Here is a 19,205-nt window from a genome sequence, read left to right on the forward strand (position 1 = left end):
ATGGATCGCTCGTTCAGGCCCCTCAGGCCTTCGTCCCGAAAGCCGCGAGGAACGTCGCCACGGCGGCCTGAACCTCGGCGTCCACTTCGGCGAGGGAGGGTTCGCCGACATAGTTGACCAGCCGGGCCTTCAGCAGGCGGTTCTGGCAGAGGCCGATGAACTGGTGGGCGGCGGCCAGCGGGTCCTCGGCGTGGATGCGGCCGTCGGCCTTGGCCCGCGCCAGATAGTCGCCGAGAATCTGCGCGCCGCGCATCGGTCCGGCCTCATAGAAGGCGCGGCCCAGGTCCGGCGTACGCTCGGCGGCGGCGGTGATCAGCCGGAAGTGGCGCATGTTGCGGTCCGACAGCACATTGGTCAGGTAGCGGCGACCCACGTGGGTGAGGGCGGTCTTCAGGTCGCCGCCATCATCGAGCAGGCTGAACATCGCCTCGCGCTGCCAGTCGCAATAGCGCTCGATATGGGCCTGGAAGATCTCTTCCTTGCTCTTGAAGTAGTTGTAGAGCGTGCTCTTGGAGCCGCCGACCTTCGACGCGATGGTCGACATCGAGGCGGCGTCATAGCCCTCGGCCAGGAACACCTCGGCGGCGATGTCGAGGATCGCTTCGCGGCGAGCGTCGCGATCCAGGCGGGGTTTGATCTCGGGCAGCATGATTCTTTTCCGACCGTACCGTACGGTCGCCTTGACTATAGCGCAGGTGAAGCCTACTTGCACCGCACCATATGACTATACCGTACGGTCACATCAAGGCGCTCGTTCATGCCGACTCTCTCTCCCCGCCGTAGCGTCCCCGTCTTCGCCGCCGCCAGCGCCCTGGTGCTGGCCGCATGTGCGAGCCTGCCCCCCGCGCAGCCCGCCCGCGTGGCGAAAACCCCTCAAGCCTACGAAACCGCCCAGACCCTGGCGGCTCCGAACGCTGACTGGCCGGCGGACGCCTGGTGGACGTCTTATGGCGACGCCCAGCTGAACGCCCTGGAGGACGAGGCCCTGAAGGGCTCGCCGACCCTGGCCGCCGCCGAGGCCCGCCTGCGCCGCGCCCAGTCGCTGGTCGCCCAGGCCAGGTCCGCCGACCTGCCGCGGGTCTCGCTGGGGGCCTCGGCCGCCGAGAGCAAGCAGAGCTATAACGCCGGCATCCCGCCCGCCTTCGTGCCGCATGGCTATAACGACATCGGCCGCCTGGCCCTCGACTTCAGCTGGGAGCTGGACTTCTGGGGCAAGAACCGCGCGGCCGTCGCCGCCGCCACCTCGGAAGCCAAGGCCGCCCAGGCCGACGCCGCCCAGGCCCGCCTGACCCTGTCGACCGCGATCGCCTCGACCTATGCCGAGCTGTCGCGCCTCTACGCCCAGCGCGACGTCGCCGATCAGGCCGTGCGCCTGCGCCAGCAGACCAGCGACCTCGTCTCCAAGCGCGTCGCCAACGGTCTCGACACCAAGGCCGAGAGCGAGCAGGCCGCGGCCGGGCCGCCGGCCTCGAAGGCCGAGCTGTCGGCCATCGACGAGCAGATCGCCCTGACCCGTAACGCCCTGGCCGCCCTGGTCGGCGCGGGTCCCGATCGCGGTCTCGCCATCGCCCGCCCGGCCAATGCGACGATCAAGCCGTTCGGCCTGCCGGCGAACCTGCCCGCCAACCTGATCGGTCGCCGCCCCGACGTGGTCGCCGCCAAGTGGCGGGCCGAGGCCGCGACCTCGCGCACGAAGCAGGCCAAGGCCGCCTTCTATCCGGACATCAACCTGTCGGGCTTCATCGGCGCCCAGTCGCTCTATCTCGACAAGCTGTTCTCCAGCGGCTCGGACATCGGCCAGGTCGGTCCGGCCTTGAGCCTGCCGATCTTCGAGGGCGGTCGCCTGCGGGCCGGCCTGCGCGGCGCCGAGGCCGATCGGGACGCCGCCGTGGCCAGCTATGACGGCGCCCTGACCCAGGCCCTGCGCGAGGTGGCCGACGTCACCGCCAGCGAGAAGGCGCTCACCAGTCGTCTGGCGGATGCCCGCGCGGCCCTGACCGCCAACGAGAACGCCTACCGCATCGCGCGCCTGCGCTACGAAGGCCAGCTGTCGACCTACCAGTCGGTGTTGCTGGCCGAGCAGTCGGTCCTGACCCAGCGCCGGGTCGTCGCCGACCTGGAAAGCCGCGCCTTCGCGCTCGATATCGCCCTGATCCGCGCCCTCGGCGGCGGCTTCACCGGCGCCTGAACCCAATCCCCAAAGCATCCGCTCGCTAGGACTTGCCCCTAATGTCCGATCAACAACCCGCCGCCTCCCAAGCCGCGGCGAACAACAAGCGCCGCCGCCAACTGACCCTGCTGGGCGGCGCCGTCGCCGTCGGCCTCGTGGGCTACGGCGCCTGGTGGCTGGTCTTCGACAGCCACTATGTCGAGACCGACGACGCCTATGTCGGAGCCGAGACCGCCCAGGTGACCGCCTTGTCGCCCGGCCCGGTGGCCAAGATCTTCGTGGTCGAGACCCAGGCCGTGAAGGCCGGCGACCCGCTGGTCATCATCGACGACGCCGACGCCCGCATCGCCGTCGCCCAGGCCGAGGCCGCCCTCGGTCAGGCCGAGCGCAAGGTGAAGGGCTACTTCGCCAGCGATACGGCCCTGGCCGGCCAGTTCGACGCTCGCCAGGCCGAAGTCCAGCGCGCCGACGCCCAGATCGTCGCCGCCAAGGCCGATGTCGACCGGGCGCGCCTCGACCTCTCGCGCCGCCAGGCCCTGGTGGGGCAAGGCGCCGTCTCGGGCGACGAACTGACCAGCGCCCAGAACCGCTTCGCCAACGCCCAGGCCGCCCTCACGGGGGCTCAGGCCGCTCGCGCCCAGGCCCTGGCCAGCCGCGCGGCCGCCATCGGCACGCGCGAGGTCAACACCGTGCTGATCTCCGGCGTCTCGGTCACCGAGAACCCGGAAGTGAAGGCCGCCCAGGCTCGGCTCGACGCCGCCCGCCTGGCCCTGGCCCGCACCGTGGTCCGCGCCCCGACCGACGGCGTCGTCGCCCGCAAGTCGGTGCAGGTCGGCCAGCAGGTCGCCATGGGCACGCCGATGATGGCCGTGGTGCCGACGGCCCAGGCCTATGTCGACGCCAACTTCAAGGAAGTGCAACTGGACAAGGTGGTCCCCGGCCAGCCGGTGGTCCTGACGTCCGACCTCTATGGCGGCGGCGTGAAGTTCCACGGCAAGGTCCGCGGCCTGGCCGGCGGCACCGGTTCGGCCTTCTCGCTGATCCCCGCCCAGAACGCCTCCGGCAACTGGATCAAGGTCGTCCAGCGCGTCCCGGTCCGCATCACCCTGGACCCCGCCGAACTGGCCAAGCACCCGCTGCGCGTGGGCCTGTCCATGAAGGCCAAGATCGACGTCGCCCAAGGCGGCGCCCAGACAGGCGCGCAGTAGTCCGTTACCAGGAGCCGCCCCATGGCGTCCGAACAATCCCAGGCGGCCGGTCCGCCGCCGATGACCGGCATCTTGCTGGCCGTCACCTCGATCGCCTTGGCGCTCGGCACCTTCATGCAGGTGCTGGACGGCACCATCGCCAACGTCTCGATCCCCACGATCGCCGGCAATCTCGGCGTCAGCTCCAGCCAGGGCACCTGGGTGATCACCGCCTTCGCCGTGGCCAACGGCGTCTCGGTGCCGCTGACCGGCTGGCTGATGGGCCGCTACGGGGTGGTGAAGACCTTCGTCGCCTCGGTGATCCTGTTCACCATCGCCTCGCTGCTGTGCGGCCTCTCCTGGAACCTGGAGTCACTGATCCTGTTCCGGATTCTGCAGGGCGCGGTGTCCGGGCCGATGATCCCCGGCTCGCAAGCCCTGCTGATCATGATCTTCCCGCCCAACAAGCGGGGGACGGCCCTGGCCATCTGGTCGATGACCACCCTGGTGGCCCCGATCTGTGGGCCGATCCTGGGCGGCTATATCTCGGACAACTTCTCCTGGCCGTGGATCTTCCTGATCAACATCCCCGTCGGGATCCTGTGCGGCGTCATCTGCTGGCGCAACATGGCCAATCGCGAGACGCCGACCCGCAAGCTGCCGATCGACCGCACCGGCTTCATGCTGCTGCTGGTCTGGGTCGGCGCGCTGCAGGTGATGCTGGACACCGGCAAGGAAGCCGACTGGTTCGCCTCGCCGGCCATCGTCGTCGAACTGTGCATCGCGATCATCGGCTTCATCGCCTGGGTGATCTGGGAGCTGAACGAGAAGCACCCGATCGTCGACCTGTCGCTGTTCAAGTCCAGCAACTTCGTCATCGGCACGATCGTCTTCTGCCTGGCCTATGCGGTGTTCTTCGGCAACAACCTGCTGCTGCCGCTGTGGCTGCAGACCCGGATGGGCTACATCGCCACCTGGGCGGGCCTGGTGGCCGCGCCGAGCGGCGTGGTGGCTGTGTTCCTGACCCCGTTCATGGCCCGGCTGATGAACAAGGTCGACGCCCGCTGGATGGCGACCTTGTCGCTGGCCGCCTTCGGCCTGTCGTTCTTCATGCGTTCGGGCTACACGCCGGACGCCAACTTCTGGGCGCTGGTCATGCCGATGCTGGTCCAGGGCGTGGCGATGAGCACCTTCTTCATCTCGATGGTGACCATCTCGCTGAACGGCATCCCGCCGAACCAGACGCCGGCGGCCTCCGGCCTGTCGAACTTCTCGCGGATCACCGCGGGCAGCTTCGCCGCCTCGCTGGCCACGACGATCTGGGATCGCGGCGAGGCCGTTCACCAGACCCGCCTCTCCGAGGTCATGAGCTCGGGCAGCCCGGCCTGGATCGATGCGGTGAACAAGCTGCAGGCCGCGGGCATGAGCCATCTGCAGGCGGTCGGGGCGGTCACCCAGCAGGTGATCAACCAGGCCTACCTGCTGGCGGCGCTGGACTTCTTCCGCGTCTCGGCCTGGCTGTGCTTGATCCTGATCCCGCTGATCTGGCTGACCAAGAAGGCTAACGCCAGCGGCGCGGCCCACGCGGCGGCCGACTAAAAATGAGGGGCGCTAGCCAAGCCGGCTAGCGCCCTTTTTCATTCCGGGCCGAAGCCTCTGTCGTCAGTTCAGGTCGAGGCGGTCGGCGTTCATGACCTTGGTCCAGGCCGCCACGAAGTCCTTCACGAACTTCTCCTGCGAGTCCGAGCAGGCATAGACCTCGGCGAAGGCCCGCAGCTCGGCGTGGGAGCCGAAGATCAGGTCAACGCGGCTGGCGGTCCAGCGGGCCTCGCTGCTCTTGCGGTCGTGGCCGGCGAAGGCGTTGACCGCCGTCGGGGCCCAGGTCGTGCCCATGCTCAACAGGTTGACGAAGAAGTCGTTGGTCAGCGCGCCGACGCGGTGGGTGAACACCCCGTCCTTGCTGCCGCCGGCGTTGGCGCCCAGCACCCGCAGGCCACCGACCAGGACCGTCATCTCCGGCGCGGAGAGGCCGAGCAGCTGGGCGCGATCAACCAAAGCCTCTTCCGGGGCCATGAACTGCGTGCCGCTCTTACGGTAGTTGCGGAAGCCGTCCGACAGCGGCTCCAGCGGCTCGAACGACTCCGCGTCGGTCTGCTCGGCCGAGGCGTCCATGCGGCCCGGGGCGAACGGAACCTCGATGGGCGTGCCGGCGTCGGCGGCGGCCTTCTCGACGGCGGCGGCGCCCGCCAGCACGATCAGGTCGGCCAGCGAGACCTTCTTGCCCCCGGTTCCGTTGAAGCCCTGCTGGATGCCTTCCAGCGTCGACAGCACCTTGGCCAGGACCGGCGGGTCATTGACCTCCCAGTCCTTCTGCGGGGCCAGGCGCACGCGGGCGCCGTTGGCGCCGCCGCGCTTGTCCGACTTGCGGTAGGTCGAGGCCGAGGCCCAGGCGGTCGAGACCAGTTCCGAGACCGACAGGCCCGAGGCCAGGATCTTCTCCTTCAGCGCCTTGGCGTCGACGGCGTCGATCAGCGGGTGATCGACGGCGGGGATCGGGTCCTGCCAGATCAGGGTTTCCTTGGGCACGAGCGGGCCGAGGTAGCGGCTGATCGGACCCATGTCGCGGTGGGTCAGCTTGAACCAGGCGCGGGCGAAGGCGTCGGCGAACTGGTCGGGGTTCTCGTGGAACCGGCGCGAGATCTTCTCGTAGGCAGGGTCGAAGCGCAGGGCGAGATCCGAGGTCAGCATCCGCGGGCGCTGGGTTTTCGACGGATCGAAGGCGTTCGGGATGTCGGCCGGCGCGTCCTTGGCTTCCCACTGGTGGGCGCCGCCGGGGCTCTTGGTCAGCTCCCACTCGAACTTGAAGAGGTTGTCGAAGAAGTGGTTGCTCCACCGTGTCGGCGTCTGGCTCCAGGTGACTTCCAGGCCCGACGTGATCGCGTCGGCGCCAAGGCCTGTACCGTGCTTGCTGCGCCAGCCGAGGCCAGCGTCCTCGATCTGGCCGCCTTCCGGCTCGGGACCGACGAACGAGGGATCGCCCGCGCCGTGGGTCTTGCCGAAGGTGTGGCCGCCGGCGATCAGGGCGACGGTCTCCTCGTCGTTCATCGCCATGCGGGCGAAGGTGGCGCGGATGTCGCGGGCCGAGGCGAGGGGATCGGGGTTGCCGTTCGGGCCTTCCGGATTGACGTAGATCAGACCCATCTGCACCGCGCCCAGGGCCGGATGCAGCTGACGCTCGCCACTGTAACGCTCGTCACCCAGCCACGAGCCTTCCGGACCCCAGTAGAGCTCCTCCGGTTCCCACTGGTCGGCGCGGCCGCCGGCGAAGCCGAACGTCTTGAAGCCCATCGACTCCAGGGCGACGTTGCCGACCAGAACATAGAGGTCGGCCCACGAGATCTTGCGGCCGTACTTCTGCTTGATCGGCCACAGCAGGCGGCGCGCCTTGTCCAGGTTGGCGTTGTCCGGCCAGCTGTTGAGGGGGGCGAAGCGCTGCTGACCGCCGCCCGCGCCGCCGCGACCGTCCGAGGTGCGATAGGTGCCGGCGCTGTGCCAGGCCAAACGGATGAACAGGCCGCCGTAGTGACCGAAGTCGGCCGGCCACCAGTCCTGCGAGTCCGTCATCAGGGCGTGCAGGTCGTTGATGACCGCGTTCAGGTCGAGGCTCTTGAATTCTTCGGCGTAGTTGAACGCGTCGCCCATCGGATTGGAGCGCGGCGAATGTTGGTTGAGACTTTCCAGGCGGAGATTCTCCGGCCACCAGTCGCGGTTGGCTCGTCCGCCCTTGCCACGCCCCATCGGGCATTGACCTTGCACGCTGTCGTCGACCTTGGCGTCCATCGTCGTTTCCTCCGCGCTGCTCGCGCCTGGCTGTCGTTTCCCCCGACCGCGCCCTAGAGAGCCGCCGTTTTCGGCCATTGGTAAAATTGATTGTTCCTATCATCGCGATAGGCAAAATCTTTGCCCTGACGTACGCGGAGGAACTTCAGCTCGGGCGCGGGCGCTCAACTGGGCCTGAGTGTCGTGGCGTTCGGGCGCCGCATTAAAGATTGGACAGGATTGCGCAATGTCCGGGGAGTCCCCTGGCATCGCGCGACAATTCTTGTCAGAAATGTGTCCGACTCGGCTGGGCGAGCAGTAACATTACAAACAGTTCATGATAGCGCTGAGCAAGACTCGGTGGGTGCAAGTGCTCATCGGCGAGAACCACTGGAAAGATGCTGTTATATCCCAGCTGGAGGCCGGCGATATCTTCCGCTTGGCTGAGCCTAGTGGGGCGCTCGCTCATGGCGGCAAGATCTATGTGGTGAGGCAAGCGCCCCAAGTCATCGCCCAGGAATGGCCGGCCGAAGACGATGCGGTCGTGGTCGCGTTCAGCGCGGAAGTCGAACCGGCAACGGCGGCCATCCGGCCAGGGCGCTCAACGCCGCCGAGGTGAAGGCGCGGCTGGAAGCGTTGTCCCGTAAGTAAGGCGAAGGCTTCCAGCCGGCGGAAGGCTGGTCCAAGCTGGTGGGATGACGGACCGCTTCACCGACTCCGAAGTCCTGGCAGACGCCATCATCGCCAAGGTCGGCCGCCGCATCGTTCTGGGTCTGCCGCTGGGCCTGGGCAAGGCCAACCATGTCGCCAACGCCCTGTTCGCGCGGGCCATGGCCGATCGGTCGCTGCACCTGCACATCTTTACCGCCCTGACCCTGGAGCCGCCGCGCCCCAAGTCGGAGCTGGAAGCGGCCTTCCTGGGGCCGGTGATCACGCGTACCTTGGGCGGCTATCCGGCCCTAGCCTATGCCGAGGTCCAGCGCCGCGACGCCCTGCCGGACAACATCGAGATCGACGAGTTCTTCTTCCAGGCCGGCACGCGCCTTTCCGTCGAGAGCGCCCAGCGCAGCTACATCTCCGCCAACTACACTCACGCCGCCCGCTATCTGCTGGATCGCGGCGTCAATGTCGTGGCCCAATTGGTGGCCAGGGACGGCGACCGCTACAGCCTGTCCTGCAACACCGACATCACCCTGGACCTGCTGGCCGCGCGGCAAGCCGGGAAGGCTCAATTCCTGCTGGTCGGCCAGGTCAATGACGAGCTGCCGTTCATGCCGGGCGACGGCGACCTGCCGGCCTCGGCGTTCAGCCACCTGCTGGAAGGGCCCGCCGTCCAGTTTCCGCTGTTCGCCCCGCCCAAGGAGCCGATCTCGGACGCCCACTACGCGATCGGCTTCCACGCGGCCGGCCTTGTCCCGGATGGCGGCACGATCCAGATGGGCATCGGCTCGATCAGCGATGCGGTGACGCAAGGCCTGATCGTCCGCCATCGCGACCCGGCTGGCTTCCTCGACACCGTTAAGCGCCTGTCGCCCGCCGCGGGGCCGCCCAGACATGCCGAGCCGTTCCAGAAGGGCCTCTATGCGGCGACCGAGATGTTCGTCGACTGCCTGCTCGACCTCTGGAAGGCCGGCGTGCTCAAGCGCGAGGTCGACGGGGCGGTGCTGCACGGCGGTTTCTTCCTGGGCCCGCGCGCCTTCTACGCGGCCCTGCGCGAGCTGCCGGCGGCGGACCGCGCCAAGTTCCAGATGCGGGCCATCTCCGGGATCAACGAACTCTACGGCGACGAGGCCGCCAAGCGCATCGCCCGCGTCGATGCCCGCTTCATCAACACCGCCATGATGGTCACCCTGCTGGGCGCGGTGGTGTCCGACGGCCTGGAGGACGGCCGCGTCGTCAGCGGCGTGGGTGGGCAGTACAACTTCGTGGCCCAGGCCTTCGCTCTGGAGGACGCGCGGTCGGTGATCACGCTTGACGCCGTGCGCGGGGCGGGGAAGGCGGCCCGCTCGAATGTCCTGTGGTCCTACGGCCACGGCACCATCCCGCGCCACCTGCGCGACATCGTCATCACCGAGTACGGCGTCGCCGACCTGCGCGGCCGCACCGACCGCGACGTGATCGTCGCCCTGCTGAAGGTGGCCGACAGCCGCTTCCAGCCGGCGCTGCTGGAGCAGGCCAAGGCCGCCGGCAAGCTGGAGCGCGGTTACGCCCTGCCGGCGCAGGTTCGCGACAACACCCCCGAGCGCATCGCCGAGGCGCTGGCGCCGGCCCGCGCGGCCGGCCTGGCGCCGCTGCTGCCATTCGGCTCGGACTTCGATCCGCTCGAGGAGAGCCTGCTGCCGACGCTCGGCCGGCTGAAGGCGGCGCAGGCCGAGCCGAAGGCCCTGCTCGGCCTGATTCTGGACGGCCTGGGGGCCAGGAGCGATGATGGGCCGGCCTTGAAGCGCCTTGGTCTTGAGCGACCCCGAGGTCTCAGCCAGCGCCTGACCGCCCTGGCCGTGCGCGGCGCCCTGCGTCGCTAGAGGGTTTCGAATACGGAACTTCGTCCTGCCGTCGAGCGCTTTGCGCGTCGGCTCTGAACAGTTTTGATTTTCAGGGAATGGTGGGGATCCAAGCTAAGCTTGGATCCCCATGGTGCCACGACAGGGACTCGAACCCTGGACCTCAGCCTTACCAAGGATGCGCTCTACCACTGAGCTACCGCGGCGAAGAGGAGGGGCGTATAGCGAGGTGAATCGCGAACGCCAAGCCCAAAATCGTCTTGACCGACGATCTTTGTCGCCGCACCCCCGACGCATGGCGATCAGCGACGACAAATCCACCCGCGAGGCCAGGCTGGCCGAGGCGCTCCGTATGAACCTCCGCAAGCGGAAAGCCGCCGCCCGTGGGCGTTTGGACGATTCCGCCCCTGCGATCACGGCGGCGGAGGCCGCGCCGAAGCCGTATAGCGTCGTTCGCAAACTGCTGGGGATAACTCATCGCGGCGGCGAGCGGGTCGAGCTGGCGATCGAGCTCTCCGCGCCGTTTCCGAATCCGGATGGTCAGGGTTGGGCGGTCGCGGTGCGGCTGACGGGCGACGGCGGACAGTTCGACACCGAGGTCGGCAAGGCCGCCTTCGGGCGCGATGGACTGGCGGCGACGCGTCAGGCGATCGAGCTGGCCCAGGTGGCTCTCGACCTCGCCAGCACGACCCATGAGCTGCGCTGGCCGGATGACGAGCGTCCCTACGATCTTTCGGCTCCAATTTAGAGGCGCAGCCCTTGCAAGCCCCCTTGCAACGGATAGAACCCGCCCCTCACATGTTGAACCGCGCGGCGACCCCCACCCCGCGCGTTCGAGGGACCTGAATGGATCGCATCGCCATCACCGGCGGCGCGCGGCTGAACGGATCGATCCCGGTCAGCGGCGCCAAGAACTCCGCCATCAAGCTGATGGCGGCCAGCCTGCTCACGGATGAGCCGCTGCGCCTGACGAACATGCCGCGCCTGGCGGATACGCGCTTCCTGGGCAAGCTGCTGTCGCGCCTGGGCGTCGAGGTGACCGAGCGCGACGGCGCCGACGGCCAGGAAACCGTGCTGCACGCGGCCGAGATCACCAGCGGTTTCGCGCCCTATGACCTGGTCCGCCAGATGCGCGCCTCGTTCAACGTGTTGGGCCCGCTGGTCGCCCGCTCGGGCCAGGCCAAGGTCTCGCTGCCCGGCGGCTGCACCATCGGCGCGCGTCCCGTGGACCTGCACCTGCAGGCGTTGGAGGCCCTGGGCGCCAAGATCGACCTACACGAGGGTTATGTCTACGCTCAGGCCCCGCGCGGCCTGAAGGGCGCGGAGATCGTCTTCCCGATCGTCTCTGTGGGCGCCACCGAGCACGCCATGCTGGCCGCCGTGCTGGCCGACGGGATGACCGTGATCCAGAACGCCGCCTGCGAGCCGGAACTGGTCGACCTGCAGGAGTGCCTGAACGCCATGGGCGCCAAGGTCGAAGGCGCGGGCACGCCGACCATCACCATCACCGGCGTCGCCCGCCTGAAGGGCGCGACCCACGCGGTGATCCCCGACCGCATCGAAATGGGCACCTACGCCGTGGCCGCGGCCATGGCCGGCGGCGAAGTGCGCCTGACCAACGCCCGTCCCGGCCTGATCGACAGCCTGCTGGTCAAGTTGGAAGAGGCCGGCGCCGGCGTCGAGCACACCAACGACGGCTGCATCATCCGTCGCAACGGCCAGCGCCTGAACGCCGTCGACATCGAGACCGCGCCGTTCCCGGGCTTCGCCACCGACCTGCAGGCGCAGTTCATGGCCCTGATGACGACCGCGAAGGGCGAGAGCCGCATCCGCGAGACCATCTTCGAGAACCGCTTCATGCACGCCCCCGAGCTGATGCGCCTGGGCGCCGATATCTCGGTCTCGGGCGGCGAGGCCCGCGTGCGCGGCGTCGAGCAACTGGAAGGCGCCGAAGTGATGGCCACCGACCTGCGCGCCTCGGTCAGTCTGGTGATCGCCGGCCTGGTCGCGCGCGGCGAGACCACGGTCAGCCGCATCTATCACCTGGATCGCGGCTTCGAGCGCCTGGAAGAGAAGTTGGGCGCCTGCGGGGCCCAGGTCCGTCGCATCAAGGGCGACGGCGAGCCGGAGCTCTGAGGATGACCGAAACCGCAAAGCCGCTGCGCCTGCTGGCCCACGACGCCGACGATCTCGGCGTGCTGTCGGCCGCCCTGCAGGACGCGGTGGCCAAGATCGGCGACATCCGCTGGGACGCCCAGGGGCGCACCCTGACCATCGCCTGCAACCGCTTCCGCTGGGAGGCGGCCAAACGAAAGCAAGGCGAGCGCGTGCGTTCGGCTCTGCAGTTCGGTGATGTCACCGGCGTGCAGGGGCGCAACCTGCGTCGCGACGCCAGGGGCGCGGTGGTCGAGCTGCTGTCCATCGGCTTCACGCCGGGCGACGAGGCCCCGGCGGGTATCGTCACCCTGACCTTCGCCGGCGGCGGCGATCTGCGGGTCTGCGTGGACTGCCTGGACGTGGCCCTGGCCGACGTTTCGGATCCCTGGACCACGCCCCGGACGCCGGGGCACGCGGACTAGGTCTTCCTGGACCCAAGCTGCTGAATTAGGCGCCTGCTCAATTCCTGAGCGGCGCCTTTTTTCTGGTCTGTTGACGGGCAGGCGCTCCGCCCGGGATTCGTCCCACGCGGTAGTGATCGGTTGGCCAGTTCGCCTGCTGGGCGAGCAGTGTTAGGTTAACGCCATGCGCCCGACAGAGGCGTGCTCGTCAGGGAGGCCTTCGATGGCCAGAAGGACAGCCTATTCGACTGGGGAAACCCAGTCGGTTTTCTTCCGTGCATGTGACATCACCAAGCCCGAGCCGCCGGTGCTGCGCCATGGCGGTCCCTGCTTCGACTGGGGCCGCGCGACCCTGGTGGCGCTGTGCGTCGTGTTCTTCGCCGGACTGGCGACGCTGGCCTACGCCGCGCTGGGCTGATCGGCGGAACGTCGTTCGGTCGATTGCCTGGGACGGCCAAGCGGGCCTAAGCTTCGCCGCATGAGCACGCCAGACAGCGACCTGTGGAACGAGGACCTGGCGCCAACCAGCCAAGCCCAACGCACCTGGCGCTGGCGGCACTTCGCGGCCCTGTGGCTGGGCATGGTGATCTGCGTGCCGGCCTACATGCTGGCCTCGGGCTTGATCGAGCAGGGCATGTCGGCCGGGCAGGCGGTGCTGACCGTGCTGCTGGGCAACCTGATCGTGCTGGTCCCGATGCTGCTGATCGGCCATGCCGGCGCGCGCTGGGGCGTGCCCTATGCGGTGCTAGCGCGGGCGTCGTTCGGCTGGAAGGGCGCGCGGGTCCCGGCCGTGGCGCGGGCCGTCGTCGCTTGCGGCTGGTACGGCATCCAGACCTGGATCGGGGGCGGCGCGCTGCTGACCCTGCTGGGCGTCATCGTCGGCCGGAAACTCGAGGGCGCGCCACTGCCGCTACTGGGCGTCGGCGCCGGTCAGCTTTTGGCCTTCTTCGCCTTCTGGGCCATCCAGCTGCTGTTCGTCACCAAGGGTCTGACCGCGGTGCGCAAGCTGGAGACCTGGACCGCGCCGATCAAGGTTCTGATCTGCGGCCTGATGGTCTGGTGGGCGGTCAGCAAGGCCGGCGGCCTGGGGCCGATCTTCCACCAGCCCTCGGCCTTCGTCGAAGGCGGGGCCAAGGCCGGCCAGTTCTGGAGCGTCTTCGCGCCCGCCCTGACGGCCATGGTCGGTTTCTGGGCGACGCTGGCCCTGAACATCCCCGACTTCACGCGGTTCGCCCGGACGCAAGGCGACCAGATCATCGGCCAGGCCCTCGGTCTGCCCGCGCCGATGGGCCTGCTGGCCCTGGTCAGCGTGGTGACGACCTCGGCCACCGTCCTGGTGTTCGGCAAGGCGGTCTGGGACCCGGTGCAACTGGCCGGCGACATCGGCGGGATCGCGGTGGTCGTGGGCCTGCTGATCATCAGCCTCGACACCGTCTGCTGCAACATCGCCGCCAATCTCGTCGGACCGGCCTATGACTTCTCGGCCCTGTGGCCCAGCAAGATCAGCTATCGCACGGGCGGCTGGATCACGGCCGGCATCGGCGTGCTGATCATGCCCTGGAAGCTGCTGGAGACCACCCAGGGTTACATCTTCACCTGGTTGGTCGGCTATGGCGCGCTGCTGGGGCCGATCGCCGGGATCCTGATCGTCGACTACTGGATCGTGCGGAAGGCGGAACTGGCGGTGGATGACCTCTATGTCCGCGACGGCGCCTATGCCTACCGAGGCGGCTGGAACCCGGCGGCGATCGTCGCCCTGGTCCTGGGCGTGCTGCCGAACCTGCCGGGCTTCCTGGCGGCCGCGGCGCCGCATCTGTTCGGCGGCGTCGGGGCGTTCTGGACCGGGCTCTACACCTACGCCTGGTTCGTGGGCCTGGCGATCGCGGCGATCGTCTATGGGCTGATGATGCGGAGGGCTTGAGCTTCACCTTCCCCCATCAAGGGGGAAGGGGGCATTTGGCTCTTGCCTCCCCGCCAAAAAACCGCATCTAGCAGCCATGCGCCGCTTCTCCTTCGCCGACCCCAGCTTCCAGGCCGCCTTCAAGGCCTTTCTCGACGAGCGTCGCGGCTCGCCGGCCGATGTCGACGCCGCCGTCGCCGAGGTGCTGGAGGCCGTGCGCACCAAGGGGCTCGAGGCGCTGCTCGACTACGCCCGCAAGTTCGACAAGGTCGAGCTGACCGCCGAGACGATCCGCGTCACGGCCGAGGAGATCGAGCAGGGCGCGGTCGACACCCCCGCCGACGTTCGCGAAGCCATCGCCTTCGCCGCCGCCCGCATCCGCGCCTATCACAGCCGCCAGCGACCGGCCGACCAGGCCTGGACCGACGAGGCCGGGGTCGAGCTGGGCTGGCGCTGGAGGGCGCTGGAGGCCGTGGGCGTCTATGTCCCCGGCGGTCGCGCGGCCTATCCCTCGACCGTGCTGATGAACGCCGTGCCCGCCCAGGTGGCCGGCGTCGACCGCATCGCCATGGTCACCCCGCCCGGCAAGCTTCAACCTGCGGTGCTCGCAGCAGCCAAGGAGGCCGGCGTCACCGAGATCTGGCGCGTGGGCGGCGCCCAGGCCGTCGCCGCGCTCGCCTATGGCGCCGGTCCCATCCAGCCGGTCGACAAGATCGTCGGCCCTGGCAACGCCTATGTCACCGCCGCCAAGCGTCGCTTGTACGGCGTGGTCGGCATCGACGCCCTGGCCGGCCCCTCCGAGATCGTCGTGGTGGCGGACAACCAGAACAATCCCGACTGGATCGCCGCCGACCTGCTGAGCCAGGCCGAACACGACCCAGCCGCCCAGTCGATCCTGATCACTGACGACGAGGCCTTCGCCGCCAAGGTGGAGGAGGCGGTCGCCGCCCGCCTGAAGACCCTGGCCACCGGCGAGGACGCCGCCGCGTCCTGGCGCGACCACGGCGCGGTGATCATCGCCCCGCTGGACGAGAGCCCGGCCCTGGTCGACGCCATCGCGCCCGAGCACGTCGAGTTCGCGATGGACAATCCCGAGCGGCTGTCCGACCGCGTCCGCCACGCCGGCGCGATCTTCCTGGGCCGCGTCACACCCGAGGCCATCGGCGACTATGTGGCCGGCTCCAACCACGTGCTGCCGACCAGCCGCGCGGCGCGGTTCCAGTCGGGCCTGTCGATCTACGACTTCATCAAGCGCACCTCGATCGTGAAGTGCGATTCGGCCTCGTTCGGCATATTGGGTCCCCACACCGTGGCGCTGGCCAAGGCCGAGGGACTGCCGGCCCACGCCTTGTCGGCGTCCATACGGTTGCCTTCGGGCGACTGACGCGCGAACGTCCGCGACAGATGAGCACCGCCGACTCCGCCAGCCACAAGATCAAGTCGATCGAGATCGACGAGGACAGCCTCGCGGCCGCCTCGCGCGACCAGGAACAGGAACGCCAGGTCGCGATCTTCGACCTGCTGGACGACAACTATTTCGAGCCCGCCGAGGCGTCGGGCGGGCCGTACGACATCAAGCTGTCGCTGATCGAGAACCGCCTGGCCTTCGACATCGTCGGCCAGGGCCCTGAAGGGACGCGCTACGCCAAGCGACATCTGCTGTCCTTGTCGCCCTTCCGAGGGGTGATCAAGGACTACTTCATGATCTGCGACAGCTACTATTCGGCGATCCGCGGCTCGACGCCGCAGCAGATCGAGGCCTTGGACATGGGCCGGCGCGGCCTGCACAACGAGGGTTCGAACCTGCTGCGCGAGCGCCTGGAGGGCAAGGTCAAGACCGACCTCGACACCGCCCGGCGCCTGTTCACCCTGATCTGCGCGCTGCACTGGCGGGGTTAGGGCGCGTTCCGTGAAAGTGGATCCGGTTTCGCGATGAGAACGCGCCCCAGCTTTAAGTTGGTAAAGCCTCCTTATCCCGATCGGACGAAGTCCGCTCGGGGGAGGCTTTAGCGTGGGCGAGCTACCCGACGCCGTCCTCTTCACCTGCAACTACAACCGCGTGCGATCGCCGATGGCCGAGGGGCTGTTCAAGCGATTCTACGGCACCCGGGCCTTCGTGGACTCGTGCGGGCTGAAGCCGGATCCGGCGGGGGAGGGGGTCGACCCCTTCGTCGTGGTGGTGATGGACGAACTGGGCCTGGACGTCTCGGGCCACAAGCCCAAGACCTTCGCCGAACTGGAGGACGACAGCTTCGACGTCGTCGTTTCCCTGACGCCGGAAGCCCAGCACCGGGCCGTCGAACTGTCGCGTGATCGCGCGGTCGAGATCGAATACTGGCCCACCCACGATCCAACGTTGACGGACGGTTCGCGCGAAGCCCGGCTGGAAGCCTATCGCCTGGTCCGGGACGCCCTGGCCGAGCAAATTAAACGACGTTTCGGGGCGCCATCGACGTTTGGGGGGTGAATGCGTTATAGAGGCGCCTCGCCGCGAAGGGCCGCGTGCTGACTCACTCGTCAGCGCGCCCTCGTGGCTATTCGATTCGCTCCATTTGAGAGGCCTGATGGCTAAGGAAGAACTGCTCGAGTTTCCCGGTACGGTCAGCGAACTGCTGCCGAACGCCACCTTCCGGGTGACGCTTGAGAACGCGCACGAGATCATCGCCCACACCGCCGGCAAGATGCGCAAGAACCGCATCCGCGTGCTGGCCGGCGACAAGGTCCTGGTCGAGATGACCCCCTACGACCTGACCAAGGGCCGTATCACCTACCGCTTCAAGTAGGACGCCCGTGGCTCCCGAGATGGCCGCCCGGCCATCGCTGGTCCTGGCCAGCGCGAGCCCGCGGCGCCTCGACCTGCTGGCCCAGGTCGGCGTTACGCCCGACCGGGTCGACCCCGCCGACATCGACGAAAGTCCGCTGCGCGACGAGACCCCGCGCCGCCACGCTCTGCGCCTGGCGTCGGAGAAGGCGCGCGTGGTCGCCGCGCGCGCGCCGGGCGACTTCGTCCTGGCCGCCGACACGGTGGTGGCCGTTGGCCGGCGCATCCTGCCCAAGGCCGAAACCGAGGCCGACGTCCTTTACTGCCTCAAGCTGCTGTCCGGTCGGAACCACAAGGTGCTGACTGGCGTGGCCCTGATCGCGCCGGACGGCCGCATGGGCTCGCGCCTGGTCGAGACCAAGGTCGGCTTCAAGCGCCTGACCGACGCCGAGCGCGACGCCTATGTCGCCGGCGGCCAGTGGCGGGGCAAGGCGGGCGGCTATGGTGTCCAGGGCCTGGCCGGCGGCTTCATCACCGAGCTGCAGGGCTCATATCCCAGCGTCGTCGGCTTGCCGCTGTACGAGACCCTGAACCTGCTGGAAGGCCTGGGGTATCGCCCCAAGAGCGAGCCGGCATGAGCGAGCGCAGAGCTTATCTTCACAAGGGCGTCGGCGAGACCGTCGGGGTGGTGACGCTGGACGGCCGCCCCGAGCGCCTGTTCGTCGCCTGGCCCACCGACGACCCGCTAGACGCCGAGGGCGTGCGAGGCGTGGCCCGTATCAAGTCGATCGAGAAAGCCTTCAACGCGGCCTTCGTGGCCCTGCCGGGCGGCCAGGACGTGATCCTGCCGCTGCGGCCCGACATGCCCAGGCTGGTCGAGGGCGGGCTCGTCGAGATCGAGATCAAGACCGCCTCTCGCGCCGACAAGGCGGCCGTGGCCCGCTTCGTCGCCGAAGGGGAGGGCGAGCCGCGCGTGCTGGAGGCCGCGCCGTCGGTCGAGGAGCGCCTGCGGCAGGCCGTGAAGGCCGGGTCACCCACGACGGGTGACAAGGCTCTCCTCGCCGTCGAGGAGGCCGAGGCCGACGCCTTGACCACCGTCTTCGCTCTGCCAGGAGGCGGCGACATCGCCGTGGAGCCCACGCGAGCCCTGACGGCGATCGACGTCGACCTGGGTGGTCGCGAATCCGCCGATTCGAAGCGCGCCGCCCGTCAGGCCAACATGGCCGCGCTCGCCGTCGCGGCCCGCGTGCTGCGGTTGAAGGGGCTGGGCGGCATCGTCGTCTTCGATCTCGTCGGCCGCGGCCATGATGGTCAGGCCCTGACCACGGCCGCTCGCAACGCCTTCTCTCCGGATAACCCCGGTGTGGGAATCGGGGCGATCAGCAAGTTCGGCACGCTGGAGATGATCGTCCCGCGCCGCGCGCCGCCGATTCTCGACCGCCTGCTGACCCCGAATGGGGCCGCGAATCCCCGCTACGTGGCCCGTCGCCTGGCGCGAGCGCTGGAGCGCGAGGGGAGGGCGGACCCCGGCGGCCGTCTGACGGGGCGTTGCGCGCCCGCCGTGGCCGAGGCCTTCATGGACGAGCTGGACGCCGGCGTCGCCGAGCGCCTGGGTCGCCGTTTCGTCGTCGAATCCCGATCGGACTGGCCGGTCGACCGTCTTGAGGTGTACGCCACATGAGCACGGGGTGCCCTACTTGCGGCAAGCCGGTCGATCCGGCTTTCCGTCCCTTCTGTTCCAAGCGTTGCGCGGACGTCGACCTTCAGCGCTGGCTAAGCGACCGTTACGTCGTCCCGGGCGGCGACGACGACGAGGAAAATCCTCTGTCCGAAGACATCCACAGAGAATGAAAAAGGGCGCTGGACATCCCATCCGGCCTCACTTATAGACCCGGCTCCTCGCTGCAGAGCGAGGTCGCCGAGGCGGTTTAGACCGCCGAACGCTAGATGCCTGGGTAGCTCAGTTGGTAGAGCAGCGGATTGAAAATCCGCGTGTCACTGGTTCGATTCCGGTCCCAGGCACCACTTCCCTTCGGAAGCTAGACTCCTTCTCAGACCGCCTGAATCCGGGCCGGTCGCCTTGTCGTTTTTCCGTCATGATGGCGGTTGACCCGCCTGCGAGACGCCCCACCTGCTGAGAGGGCAGGCGCCTTTCTTCATCGACCGGCGTTTTATTGCTATGCTGCAGTGCAGCATGGTTTTTCTCGTTGTCAGGGAAAAACCGCCCCTTTTTCCGGAAAACCCTTTTGTGCGCTGCGGTGGGCCCGGGGGGTAAGGGCCGTCGGCGATGTATTTGTGCCCAAATGATC

General features: G+C 68.5%; 19 protein-coding genes and 2 tRNA genes. 18 read left to right on the top strand and 3 right to left on the bottom strand.

What is annotated here, in order from left to right:
* Positions 1-22: 22 nt before the first annotated feature.
* Positions 23-649 (bottom strand): TetR/AcrR family transcriptional regulator, encoded by a 627-nt coding sequence (locus AC1RNC_RS18390; RefSeq protein WP_492887763.1) that lies wholly within the window; start codon positions 647-649, stop codon positions 23-25.
* 108 nt (positions 650-757) lie between these two features.
* Between AC1RNC_RS18390 and AC1RNC_RS18395 the strand changes: the two genes are divergently transcribed.
* From AC1RNC_RS18395 to AC1RNC_RS18405, 3 genes are read left to right on the top strand one after another with little or no spacing between them, the layout of a single operon-like run.
* A complete protein-coding gene (locus AC1RNC_RS18395) occupies positions 758-2,188 on the top strand; it encodes an efflux transporter outer membrane subunit (RefSeq protein WP_492887764.1) in 1,431 nt (476 codons plus the stop codon).
* Positions 2,189-2,229: 41 nt separating this feature from the next.
* Positions 2,230-3,378 carry an HlyD family secretion protein gene (locus AC1RNC_RS18400; RefSeq protein ID WP_492887765.1) on the top strand — a complete coding sequence of 383 codons (1,149 nt, stop codon included), beginning with the start codon at positions 2,230-2,232 and terminating at the stop codon, positions 3,376-3,378.
* Positions 3,379-3,399: 21 nt separating this feature from the next.
* On the top strand, positions 3,400-4,956 hold the full coding sequence (locus AC1RNC_RS18405) for a DHA2 family efflux MFS transporter permease subunit (RefSeq protein WP_492887766.1): 1,557 nt from the start codon (positions 3,400-3,402) through the stop codon (positions 4,954-4,956).
* Positions 4,957-5,019: 63 nt separating this feature from the next.
* On the opposite strand, the gene katG is transcribed toward AC1RNC_RS18405, so the two are convergent.
* The gene (gene katG / locus AC1RNC_RS18410; RefSeq protein ID WP_492887767.1) at positions 5,020-7,197 is read right to left on the bottom strand and encodes a catalase/peroxidase HPI; all 2,178 of its coding nucleotides are present in this window, start codon (positions 7,195-7,197) and stop codon (positions 5,020-5,022) included.
* A 343-nt stretch (positions 7,198-7,540) separates the two neighbouring features.
* Between katG and AC1RNC_RS18415 the strand changes: the two genes are divergently transcribed.
* Together AC1RNC_RS18415 and AC1RNC_RS18420 are read left to right on the top strand one after the other, a co-directional pair.
* Entirely contained in the window at positions 7,541-7,795 is a 255-nt protein-coding gene (locus tag AC1RNC_RS18415; RefSeq protein ID WP_492887768.1) for a hypothetical protein, read from the top strand.
* A gap of 76 nt (positions 7,796-7,871) precedes the next feature.
* Positions 7,872-9,698, top strand: a complete 1,827-nt coding sequence (locus AC1RNC_RS18420) for an acetyl-CoA hydrolase/transferase C-terminal domain-containing protein (protein ID WP_492887769.1) — start codon at positions 7,872-7,874, stop codon at positions 9,696-9,698.
* Positions 9,699-9,808: 110 nt separating this feature from the next.
* Here the strand turns inward: AC1RNC_RS18420 and AC1RNC_RS18425 are convergent.
* Positions 9,809-9,883: transfer RNA gene (locus tag AC1RNC_RS18425), tRNA-Thr, on the bottom strand.
* Between the two features lie 89 nt (positions 9,884-9,972).
* Between AC1RNC_RS18425 and AC1RNC_RS18430 the strand changes: the two genes are divergently transcribed.
* The 13 genes from AC1RNC_RS18430 (at position 9,973) to AC1RNC_RS18490 (ending at position 18,921) form a co-directional block, all read left to right on the top strand.
* Entirely contained in the window at positions 9,973-10,425 is a 453-nt protein-coding gene (locus AC1RNC_RS18430) for a hypothetical protein (protein WP_492887770.1), read from the top strand.
* A 98-nt stretch (positions 10,426-10,523) separates the two neighbouring features.
* The gene (murA, locus tag AC1RNC_RS18435) at positions 10,524-11,813 is read left to right on the top strand and encodes a UDP-N-acetylglucosamine 1-carboxyvinyltransferase (protein WP_492837999.1); all 1,290 of its coding nucleotides are present in this window, start codon (positions 10,524-10,526) and stop codon (positions 11,811-11,813) included.
* Positions 11,814-11,815: 2 nt separating this feature from the next.
* On the top strand, positions 11,816-12,256 hold the full coding sequence (locus AC1RNC_RS18440) for a DUF2948 family protein (protein ID WP_492887771.1): 441 nt from the start codon (positions 11,816-11,818) through the stop codon (positions 12,254-12,256).
* Positions 12,257-12,458: 202 nt separating this feature from the next.
* Positions 12,459-12,653: a hypothetical protein gene (locus tag AC1RNC_RS18445; RefSeq protein WP_492887772.1), complete on the top strand. Its 195-nt coding sequence runs from the start codon at positions 12,459-12,461 to the stop codon at positions 12,651-12,653.
* Positions 12,654-12,713: 60 nt separating this feature from the next.
* Complete coding sequence (locus AC1RNC_RS18450) at positions 12,714-14,156, top strand: NCS1 family nucleobase:cation symporter-1 (protein WP_492887773.1); 1,443 nt, start codon at positions 12,714-12,716, stop codon at positions 14,154-14,156.
* Between the two features lie 76 nt (positions 14,157-14,232).
* Positions 14,233-15,519 (top strand): histidinol dehydrogenase, encoded by a 1,287-nt coding sequence (gene hisD / locus AC1RNC_RS18455; RefSeq protein ID WP_492887774.1) that lies wholly within the window; start codon positions 14,233-14,235, stop codon positions 15,517-15,519.
* 20 nt (positions 15,520-15,539) lie between these two features.
* On the top strand, positions 15,540-16,034 hold the full coding sequence (locus AC1RNC_RS18460) for a UPF0262 family protein (protein ID WP_492887775.1): 495 nt from the start codon (positions 15,540-15,542) through the stop codon (positions 16,032-16,034).
* Positions 16,035-16,146: 112 nt separating this feature from the next.
* Entirely contained in the window at positions 16,147-16,602 is a 456-nt protein-coding gene (locus AC1RNC_RS18465) for an arsenate reductase ArsC (protein WP_492838005.1), read from the top strand.
* A 97-nt stretch (positions 16,603-16,699) separates the two neighbouring features.
* Positions 16,700-16,918: a translation initiation factor IF-1 gene (infA, locus tag AC1RNC_RS18470; RefSeq protein ID WP_035044427.1), complete on the top strand. Its 219-nt coding sequence runs from the start codon at positions 16,700-16,702 to the stop codon at positions 16,916-16,918.
* A 19-nt stretch (positions 16,919-16,937) separates the two neighbouring features.
* Positions 16,938-17,534 (top strand): Maf family nucleotide pyrophosphatase, encoded by a 597-nt coding sequence (locus tag AC1RNC_RS18475; RefSeq protein WP_492887954.1) that lies wholly within the window; start codon positions 16,938-16,940, stop codon positions 17,532-17,534.
* Positions 17,531-18,577, top strand: a complete 1,047-nt coding sequence (locus tag AC1RNC_RS18480) for a ribonuclease E/G (protein ID WP_492887776.1) — start codon at positions 17,531-17,533, stop codon at positions 18,575-18,577. Before AC1RNC_RS18475 ends, AC1RNC_RS18480 begins: the two co-directional genes overlap by 4 nt.
* Positions 18,574-18,747 (top strand): DNA gyrase inhibitor YacG, encoded by a 174-nt coding sequence (locus tag AC1RNC_RS18485; protein WP_492838007.1) that lies wholly within the window; start codon positions 18,574-18,576, stop codon positions 18,745-18,747. Before AC1RNC_RS18480 ends, AC1RNC_RS18485 begins: the two co-directional genes overlap by 4 nt.
* 98 nt (positions 18,748-18,845) lie before the next feature.
* Positions 18,846-18,921, top strand: a tRNA-Phe gene (locus AC1RNC_RS18490).
* The last annotated feature ends 284 nt before the right edge of the window (positions 18,922-19,205 follow it).

The sequence above is a fragment of the Caulobacter sp. GW822-FHT01G02 genome (assembly GCF_058802865.1).

Excerpts from the sequence above, each read along its gene's own strand:
- AC1RNC_RS18390 (WP_492887763.1), bottom strand. The coding sequence starts at position 649 with ATGCTGCCCGAGATCAAACCCCGCCTGGATCGCGACGCTCGCCGCGAA.
- AC1RNC_RS18395 (WP_492887764.1), top strand. The coding sequence starts at position 758 with ATGCCGACTCTCTCTCCCCGCCGTAGCGTCCCCGTCTTCGCCGCCGCC.
- AC1RNC_RS18400 (WP_492887765.1), top strand. The coding sequence starts at position 2,230 with ATGTCCGATCAACAACCCGCCGCCTCCCAAGCCGCGGCGAACAACAAG.
- AC1RNC_RS18405 (WP_492887766.1), top strand. The coding sequence starts at position 3,400 with ATGGCGTCCGAACAATCCCAGGCGGCCGGTCCGCCGCCGATGACCGGC.
- katG (WP_492887767.1), bottom strand. The coding sequence starts at position 7,197 with ATGGACGCCAAGGTCGACGACAGCGTGCAAGGTCAATGCCCGATGGGG.
- AC1RNC_RS18420 (WP_492887769.1), top strand. The coding sequence starts at position 7,872 with ATGACGGACCGCTTCACCGACTCCGAAGTCCTGGCAGACGCCATCATC.
- AC1RNC_RS18430 (WP_492887770.1), top strand. The coding sequence starts at position 9,973 with ATGGCGATCAGCGACGACAAATCCACCCGCGAGGCCAGGCTGGCCGAG.
- murA (WP_492837999.1), top strand. The coding sequence starts at position 10,524 with ATGGATCGCATCGCCATCACCGGCGGCGCGCGGCTGAACGGATCGATC.
- AC1RNC_RS18440 (WP_492887771.1), top strand. The coding sequence starts at position 11,816 with ATGACCGAAACCGCAAAGCCGCTGCGCCTGCTGGCCCACGACGCCGAC.
- AC1RNC_RS18445 (WP_492887772.1), top strand. The coding sequence starts at position 12,459 with ATGGCCAGAAGGACAGCCTATTCGACTGGGGAAACCCAGTCGGTTTTC.
- AC1RNC_RS18450 (WP_492887773.1), top strand. The coding sequence starts at position 12,714 with ATGAGCACGCCAGACAGCGACCTGTGGAACGAGGACCTGGCGCCAACC.
- hisD (WP_492887774.1), top strand. The coding sequence starts at position 14,233 with ATGCGCCGCTTCTCCTTCGCCGACCCCAGCTTCCAGGCCGCCTTCAAG.
- AC1RNC_RS18460 (WP_492887775.1), top strand. The coding sequence starts at position 15,540 with ATGAGCACCGCCGACTCCGCCAGCCACAAGATCAAGTCGATCGAGATC.
- infA (WP_035044427.1), top strand. The coding sequence starts at position 16,700 with ATGGCTAAGGAAGAACTGCTCGAGTTTCCCGGTACGGTCAGCGAACTG.
- AC1RNC_RS18475 (WP_492887954.1), top strand. The coding sequence starts at position 16,938 with ATGGCCGCCCGGCCATCGCTGGTCCTGGCCAGCGCGAGCCCGCGGCGC.
- AC1RNC_RS18480 (WP_492887776.1), top strand. The coding sequence starts at position 17,531 with ATGAGCGAGCGCAGAGCTTATCTTCACAAGGGCGTCGGCGAGACCGTC.
- AC1RNC_RS18485 (WP_492838007.1), top strand. The coding sequence starts at position 18,574 with ATGAGCACGGGGTGCCCTACTTGCGGCAAGCCGGTCGATCCGGCTTTC.